This is a genomic window from uncultured Dokdonia sp. (assembly GCF_937910895.1).
Classification (GTDB): Bacteria; Bacteroidota; Bacteroidia; order Flavobacteriales; family Flavobacteriaceae; genus Dokdonia.
In genome coordinates this window covers 1-7,328 of the sequence record NZ_CALEMI010000092.1, presented here as the reverse complement: position 1 = coordinate 7,328, position 7,328 = coordinate 1, and the positions used below count along the sequence as shown (strand labels likewise).

The following is a 7,328-nucleotide window of genomic DNA, read 5'->3' as shown; positions in this document are numbered from 1 at the left end:
AATAATTTCAAAAATAGATCGGACGATAAAGGACCCGAGCCAGAAGCAGTGATTGTTCAACAAATTGGAGACCAATGGTATGCTTTTATAGGACTTGAACGTATTGGAGGTATTGCTGTATTTAATGTGACAGACCCAACAGCACCTACCTTTGAAACCTATGTAAATAATAGAGACACTACACTGGATGTTGAAAATCCAGATGGAGATCTTGCACCAGAAGGTGTGATTTATATAGCTCCAGAAGATAATGCTACAGAAATGGGACTTATTGTTGTGGCAAACGAAGTAAGTTCAACAATTGCGGTTTATTCATTAGCAAATGATACCTTAAACATAGAAGAATTTACAATAGAAGATCATATAATTACGGTGTACCCTAATCCTACTTCTGATGGAAACCTATTTTTTAGCGAGCAAACTGGGTATGAAATGTATGACATGGTAGGTCGTAAAGTAGCGAGTAGTCCGCTTGCCTCTCAAGTACATATAGAGACGATGAGTACAGGAATGTACATCATCAAATTCTCAAATGGAACTGCTCAAAAAGTGCTTATCAAATAAAATATTCATTTACATAATTAATTAGGGAGAAGAGTCCGCTATCATTGTGTAGCGGGCTTTTAGTTTTCATAATAGTCTCTTTCCTTTAGAAATTTATGGTTTATTCAAATATAACTTAAAATAAGCCTTAAAAATTTGAATTATATTTGGCATTGTACGCTTTCGCGAAAGCGAAAAAAAATAAGAACTCATAAACTCCTATACATACTCCTCAACTTTTAAACTCTATAGACTCATAGACTTTTAACCATACATAGCAATTTATTACAATAAAAGTAGCTTCCTTTGTAACATTACACCTACATATACTACAAATAGGTAACTAACGATCAACCATTGGATAAAAATTTACAAGAACAATTTGTGACACTTCTGGAGGAAAACCAGAATATTGTGCATAAAGTCTGCCGATTATATACCAATAATCGAGACCAGCATAATGACCTTTTTCAAGAGGTCACGATACAGTTATGGCGTGCGTTTCCTAAGTTTAGAGGAGATGCCAAGTTTAGTACCTGGATGTATCGTGTAGCGTTGAACACCGCTATTACACTCTATAGAAAATCAAAACGTACCGTGCAAACACAGGACTTTGATAATGTCATGTTCCGTATTTCATCAGAAGAATATGATGATACTATAGAACAACAATTAAAGGTTATGTATACTGCCATTAAAGATTTAAACGATATAGAAAAAGCCCTAGTTTTTCTATATCTAGAAGATAAAAATTACAAAGAGATTTCTGAGACGATGGGAATTACCGAAGTAAATGCTCGTGTAAAAATGAATCGTGTGAAAGGAAAACTTAAAAAAATATTAAACCCATCATAGTTATGGTAGATGAATTAGAATTATTAAAAAAACAGTGGCAAAATCAAGATGCCACACTTCCAAAGCTTAGCAGAGAAGATATATACCCCATGTTACTTAAAAAATCATCTTCTATTGTAAAATTGATTTTTATTATAAGTATGATAGAATTTGCGTTTTGGATACTCATATCAACCTTATTTAGAGATTTTAAATTTGGAGGAGAACTCACACTAGAGTCCGCATCCTTACAGCGTTTTGAAACGACTTTTTTGATCGTACACCTTTTTATTCTATTATTTTTTATTATCAAATTTTATATCAACTTCAAAAAGATTACAAGTACCGATTCTGCAAGACATTTGATGAAAAAAATTCTCAAAGTCCGCAAAACGGTCACTTATTATATCTATACCAGTATGACGCTATTTGTGATTGCTTCTATTTTTACAACAACCCTTATTATAGACAGCAACCCACAAGTATTTGCTGAGACTAATAAGGCGATGGTTGTGATTATAACCGCATTGGTCATCTTCATGATTTCATGTGCTTTTTGGTTTGTATATAGCAAAGTATATGGAATCCTTACCAAGCGCTTAGACCGTAACTACAAAGACTTAAAGAAAATAGAATCTTAGTATTAAAATAAGAACACTAAAAACCTGAATAACAATATCGCTATTCAGGTTTTTTTGTTTTTATAAAATACGCTTTCGCGAAAGTTTTCTCAGCTTTTTTTTAAACGGAAATACAACATTTTAAAAAGAGCGTTTCATTTAAAAAATCAGCTTCTAACACTTTTAAAATAATCCTAATTCACGTACATTACCAGCCTATCAAAAGGTAGACATTATGCAAGACACTAAAATGCTAGATTATATAAAAGAGGTTTTAAAAAATATGCCAAATGACTGGTTGGGTTTAACAACCCACAGACTCGATATTTACGATGAAGCATTGGCAAAAACTCAGTTCATAGATCGTTTTGAAAACTTATACAACAACACTAATGCTGAATCAGCAGCACTCCATAAATTACCTACGGCGTATGATTATATTCGTTTAGGTCATCCCCTATCCTGTATCCTAGAATGGGCTATTGCTGGCATGCATGATCTTGCATCAGAACAGGTTATCAGTTTTTCATCTAAGACGATGCCCGTGTTGGCAATTCTAAGAAAAAATCTATTAGATCATAAAAACACTCAAATTCTGTATACAGGAGAATTACCTACTTTTTTTGATGCTGAAGTACTAAGGAATGTATATGGGTATGCTTTTGATGTAAAGAAAGTGGAGAGCGTAGAAACCATTTCTAAGTTTGACGGTAGTACAGTTTTGATTTCACAACAAGATGAAATTTCTACGATGGGACTCAACTCAAATATTGACTTTTACATCAATGTATATGATCCGCTTGGAAGTATTTTGATCATCAATGATGAGCAAAATGAGGGATATATATCCGATATTCAGCATGTGCGAAGAAGAGAAACCATTGCCATGACACCTGCCAATTGTCTTACTGCCTTGAAAGCACTCACTGAAGAATCTTCTTTTGATACTGAGAACAACGCAAACACTTCTATCGAAGCAAACAAAACAAGTGTCTTAAAATCCATTAAAAAGGTTACGGGTACAACAATAAAGCCATTGGTTGGTTCTAGTGGACTCTCCATTCAATATGCCATCATGATGGGGCTTATTGATGATGCCCTAGAAAACCATAAAGGAAAAGCTATCAAATTTGTCGTTCCTCCCAACTGTTATGGTGGTACAAATGATCAAGCAAGACGCGTTGCTGCTTGTATAGAGAACGTTGAGGTAGTGGATTTACCAGTGGATGGGGATAATGATATGGTAAAAAGTATTGATACCGTTTTGGCTAAAATTGCAAACGAAGATGCCATCCCATATATCATTGCTGAAATTCCTACAAACCCCAGAGTTGAAGTTCCAGACCTAATACAATTAAAGGCTGCTTTAAGTAAAGTACGCAAAACACCTACGGGGGAGATGGCTATTGATCCCGTGTTTATTTTAGATCAAACATTTTGCCCGAATATCCAATTTTTAGGTGAAGGAGAAATACTCTCAACCGTTAGAACTGTTTCGTATGCAAGTGGGTCTAAATTTCCAAGTGGCGGGAAATGTACAGCTGGGTACTGCGTAGGAAATACAAAAACGGACGGTTTGATGGAGAAGATAGAAATGCATCTAAGACTTTGTGATAATGAAGCTACTCATCTTCAAATGGAGATACTGGCCAAACAATTGCCTCCTATGAATCAAAGGATTCGGGATGCTTATGAGAATACACGTGAATTTGTCAATTTTATCAAAGAAACGTTACCCGAAGCAAAAATCAATTTTGTATCACCAGACTTGGCAAAAGAAGGATTTACTCCCTCTGTGTTTTCATTAGACCTTCCCACTAAAGGAAATACGGATAAGGAAAAAGAAGCCTATAAGAGAGCGCTGAATCACGATTTAATAACTCTAATGATTACTGAAATCCCCGATGAAAGTAAGTATTGCGTGAGTTACGGACAACTACACGGATGTTATTGGACCATCCCTGCCACATCTACCCAAGGAACGACTAAAGAAGGTGACAAAGATTACATTGTTCGCGCTTCACTTTCTCCTGATATGGATCTTGAACGTCATAAAGAAGTCTTTTTAGATTTCGTTGAGAAAATTTAATGATAAAAAAGGTGACAAGAGATTTTTAATGGATTCATATTTTTGATACATTTTCAAAACGATGACACATCAGTTAGTAAATAATCGTACTTTTAACTAGCTCCTATAATACAAGTATTAGGCAGTGTGTAATTTAAGAAAAGATGGATGTATTTGAAAAAATAAGTCAATGGATGGATGCACATCCTATTTCTTCCAATGTGATTACATATCTGATTTGGGTCATCTTTATCATCCTTACCATTGCTTTTCTAAGACGCCTTTTAAGAAAAAGATTGCCAGATTCTACCGTACGTTATAAATCTCAAAAAGCCGTAGAGATTTTTGGGTATGTACTCATTATTATCATCACCATATCATTTTTTACAGGGAGTATTAAAGACTTTGCATTAGCTATTGGATTACTTACTGCGGGTATTACCATCACATTACAAGAATTAATTTTAAGTGTTGCGGGTTCGTTTTATATATTTTTAGTGGGTGTTTATAAGCCTGGTGATCGAATTGAAATTCATAAGATCAAAGGAGATGTGATTGATATTGATAGTATTTACACTACAATGATGGAAATAGGAGAATGGGTTTCTAGTGATAATTACAGTGGCAGAATCGTAAAACTTAGCAATGCGTTTGTTTTTAAAGGACCTGTTTATAATTACTCAAAAGATTTTCCATTTGTTTGGGATGAATTTAATCTTCCCATCAGATATGGTTCTGATGTTGATCTAGCAAAGACTATTGTTGTGCAAATTGCTTCAGAAATCTTGTCTGAGTATGTGTCAGAATCAATTGCAGAATGGAATCAAGTAGTACAGAAGTATTACATTGAAAATGCGCAAGTTGATCCGACATTAGCGATCACGATGACAGATAATTGGATTCAATTCAATCTCCGATATATCGTTGACTATAAAAAACGAAGAGTAACCAAACATATTCTAAATGAACGCATTGGAAAAGAAATTGAAAAGACAAATGGTACCGTAAAATTAGCGTCTACTACCTTTGAAGTTGTTCAAATTCCTACTATTAATGTAAAGAAAGAGTAAAAACATCTGTGTTAAGAATAACAAACAAAAAGAAAATCGAGAATCACTTTTCCATATAATTAGTCTTCAGACTTATCAATCACAAAATTACCCCAATCTGCGATAGACTGTATTAGAGGAACCAGCGTTTCTCCAAAATCCGTTAAGGAATATTCCACTTTTAATGGAGGTTTTGAAGTATAGACCTTCCGTTTAATAATGCCATCATCTTCTAACGTCTTTAACTGTAAACTCAAGGTTCGTTCGGTGACTGTTGGCATTTGCTTTCTTAATTCATGATATCTCAGTGTTCCTTCCATTAAATGATATAAGATCACTGTTTTCCACTTCCCTCCTATCACACCCATAGTAAGACTTGTGCAACATGGGTATTCTTTTCCTTTAAATGTGTACATACTCAAACTAAAAATTGATACTATCCTTTTTGACCGTTCTTGCAAAGGTAAAAAACTATACTTAGTTTTGCTACTATAAAATATATAGTATACTAAAAAAGAAAAATATGAGCTTTCTAAAATCTATGCAACATCGATATACCACAAAAAAATATGATGCATCCAAAAAAATTGAAAAACAAAAAATAGAAGAGTTACAACAGATTTTACGTCTAACACCCTCTTCTATAAATAGTCAACCTTGGAAATTTACATTTGTTTCAAATCCTGATACCATACAGAAACTGTCAGAAGTGTCTTGGATCAACACCAATAAATTACTAGATAGTGATACTACGGTTGTTTTCAGTCGTATCAATAGTCTTTCCTTATTTGAAGAACAAATCGAGAAGGAACTTCCTGAGGGTGCTGTCAATTATTACAAAGAATACATAAAACCAAAACCAGAAGCTGAAATTAAAGCTTGGTTTGACAAACAAGTGTATTTGGCTTTAGGTATTTTATTAAGTGCCTGTGCCGAAATGGGTATTGATGCCACACCTATGGAGGGAATTGAGCCAGATAACTATGACAAGATTCTAGATCAAACAGATTATGCGACCATCGTGGCAGTGTGTATAGGACACAGAAATCCAGATGATTCTAATCAACCAAGTAAGAATCCTAAGTCAAGAAGAGCACTTCAAGACGTCATAGAGACCATATAAAAGAAAAACACATATCAAGAACGAATTGTTTAGCAAAGTCCCTTTTTGGGGCTTTTGCTTTTTTACCAAGTATTGCAACATTCCATAATGTTTTTAAACTAAAAGTAACGTCTGACGGTTTTTCGCTTTAAGCGAAAAAATAAGTAGTAGCATCCTCACCCAAAGCACGACTTCACTCAAGCAAGTGTCTCGTTACCTCATTCTCCCTTTATTTACGCGTAAAGGATGTCTAAGTTTGAAGAAACAAAAACACATATCTTATGAAAACACAATCAATGACCATGCAACAGAACGTTTTAAAAACGCTCATGGCTTTTGGCTTTTTAATGACCTTAAGCCTTTTTACAAACACAATGAATGCGCAAACCACAGGGCAAACCGTCACTGGTGTCGTGAAGTCTACAGATGGCGTTGTACCGATGGCAACTGTAGTTTTAAAGGGAACTCAAATATGGACCTCTTGTGATGAAAATGGCGCCTTTATATTTCCTCAAAAATTAAAGGAAAATGATGTATTGCTCGTGACCTCGTTAGGCTATCAGGATGCAGAGGTTAAAATTACGGAGAATACCACTTTCGTGAAACCTTTCTTAGAAGATATCGAACTGGTGATTATCGGGGCGTTAAGAACCAAGCCGACTGATAAAACGTTAGACCTTAACAAGAAGTAAGCCTTCTTACATGAAAAATTTTATTTTTTTACTGCTCTTCTCCTTTGTACTTACACTGCAAGCACAACGTGCTGATTTTAAAGAGATCAATTTCGCGAAAGCGGAATACACCGCAGATCGGTATCAAGGAGAAGCGCTTACCAATGTACCCGAACTGGTCTACGGCTTGACTTCTCAACTAGAGACAGACGCTATGCGCTTTAGAGCGATTTATTATTGGGTAACGCATAATATAAGCGGTAACTATGATCTGATGGCTAAGAACGTACGTAGTCGTAAAAAATTAAAAAACAAATATGGAGTGAAAAGAAAGGTAAGGCTTCGCAGGCAGAGCAAACTGAACTGTCCCAATGGTCCATAAACCATTTGTTCTGCCCAAACTCTTAATGTCGTGCTCTCAAAAAAACTTATTCCAAGAGC

Annotated in this window: 9 protein-coding genes; 8 read left to right on the top strand and 1 reads right to left on the bottom strand. The window is 35.0% G+C overall.

Annotated elements, in window-relative coordinates:
- The 5 genes from Q0505_RS11740 to Q0505_RS11720 form a co-directional block, all read left to right on the top strand.
- The coding region (locus Q0505_RS11740; RefSeq protein WP_299213029.1) for a T9SS type A sorting domain-containing protein at positions 1-564 on the top strand (564 nt) is incomplete at its 5' end.
- Positions 565-900: 336 nt separating this feature from the next.
- Entirely contained in the window at positions 901-1,398 is a 498-nt protein-coding gene (locus Q0505_RS11735; protein WP_299213027.1) for a sigma-70 family RNA polymerase sigma factor, read from the top strand.
- Positions 1,399-1,400: 2 nt separating this feature from the next.
- Positions 1,401-2,018, top strand: a complete 618-nt coding sequence (locus Q0505_RS11730; protein ID WP_299213025.1) for a hypothetical protein — start codon at positions 1,401-1,403, stop codon at positions 2,016-2,018.
- Between the two features lie 214 nt (positions 2,019-2,232).
- Positions 2,233-4,086: a cystathionine beta-synthase gene (locus tag Q0505_RS11725; RefSeq protein ID WP_299213023.1), complete on the top strand. Its 1,854-nt coding sequence runs from the start codon at positions 2,233-2,235 to the stop codon at positions 4,084-4,086.
- Between the two features lie 143 nt (positions 4,087-4,229).
- Positions 4,230-5,135: a mechanosensitive ion channel family protein gene (locus Q0505_RS11720; protein ID WP_299213021.1), complete on the top strand. Its 906-nt coding sequence runs from the start codon at positions 4,230-4,232 to the stop codon at positions 5,133-5,135.
- A gap of 59 nt (positions 5,136-5,194) precedes the next feature.
- Here Q0505_RS11720 and Q0505_RS11715 read toward each other — a convergent pair whose 3' ends face one another.
- Complete coding sequence (locus Q0505_RS11715; protein ID WP_299213019.1) at positions 5,195-5,530, bottom strand: helix-turn-helix domain-containing protein; 336 nt, start codon at positions 5,528-5,530, stop codon at positions 5,195-5,197.
- Positions 5,531-5,637: 107 nt separating this feature from the next.
- On the opposite strand from Q0505_RS11715, the gene Q0505_RS11710 reads away from it, so the two are divergent.
- The 3 genes from Q0505_RS11710 (at position 5,638) to Q0505_RS11700 (ending at position 7,269) form a co-directional block, all read left to right on the top strand.
- Positions 5,638-6,237, top strand: a complete 600-nt coding sequence (locus Q0505_RS11710; protein ID WP_299213017.1) for an NAD(P)H-dependent oxidoreductase — start codon at positions 5,638-5,640, stop codon at positions 6,235-6,237.
- A 260-nt stretch (positions 6,238-6,497) separates the two neighbouring features.
- Positions 6,498-6,908, top strand: a complete 411-nt coding sequence (locus tag Q0505_RS11705; protein ID WP_299213015.1) for a carboxypeptidase-like regulatory domain-containing protein — start codon at positions 6,498-6,500, stop codon at positions 6,906-6,908.
- A gap of 10 nt (positions 6,909-6,918) precedes the next feature.
- On the top strand, positions 6,919-7,269 hold the full coding sequence (locus tag Q0505_RS11700; RefSeq protein ID WP_299213013.1) for a hypothetical protein: 351 nt from the start codon (positions 6,919-6,921) through the stop codon (positions 7,267-7,269).
- Positions 7,270-7,328 lie beyond the last annotated feature (59 nt).

Coding starts and splice junctions, on each gene's coding strand:
- Q0505_RS11730 (WP_299213025.1), top strand. CDS start 1,401: ATGGTAGATGAATTAGAATTATTAAAAAAACAGTGGCAAAATCAAGAT.
- Q0505_RS11725 (WP_299213023.1), top strand. CDS start 2,233: ATGCAAGACACTAAAATGCTAGATTATATAAAAGAGGTTTTAAAAAAT.
- Q0505_RS11720 (WP_299213021.1), top strand. CDS start 4,230: ATGGATGTATTTGAAAAAATAAGTCAATGGATGGATGCACATCCTATT.
- Q0505_RS11715 (WP_299213019.1), bottom strand. CDS start 5,530: ATGTACACATTTAAAGGAAAAGAATACCCATGTTGCACAAGTCTTACT.
- Q0505_RS11710 (WP_299213017.1), top strand. CDS start 5,638: ATGAGCTTTCTAAAATCTATGCAACATCGATATACCACAAAAAAATAT.
- Q0505_RS11705 (WP_299213015.1), top strand. CDS start 6,498: ATGAAAACACAATCAATGACCATGCAACAGAACGTTTTAAAAACGCTC.
- Q0505_RS11700 (WP_299213013.1), top strand. CDS start 6,919: ATGAAAAATTTTATTTTTTTACTGCTCTTCTCCTTTGTACTTACACTG.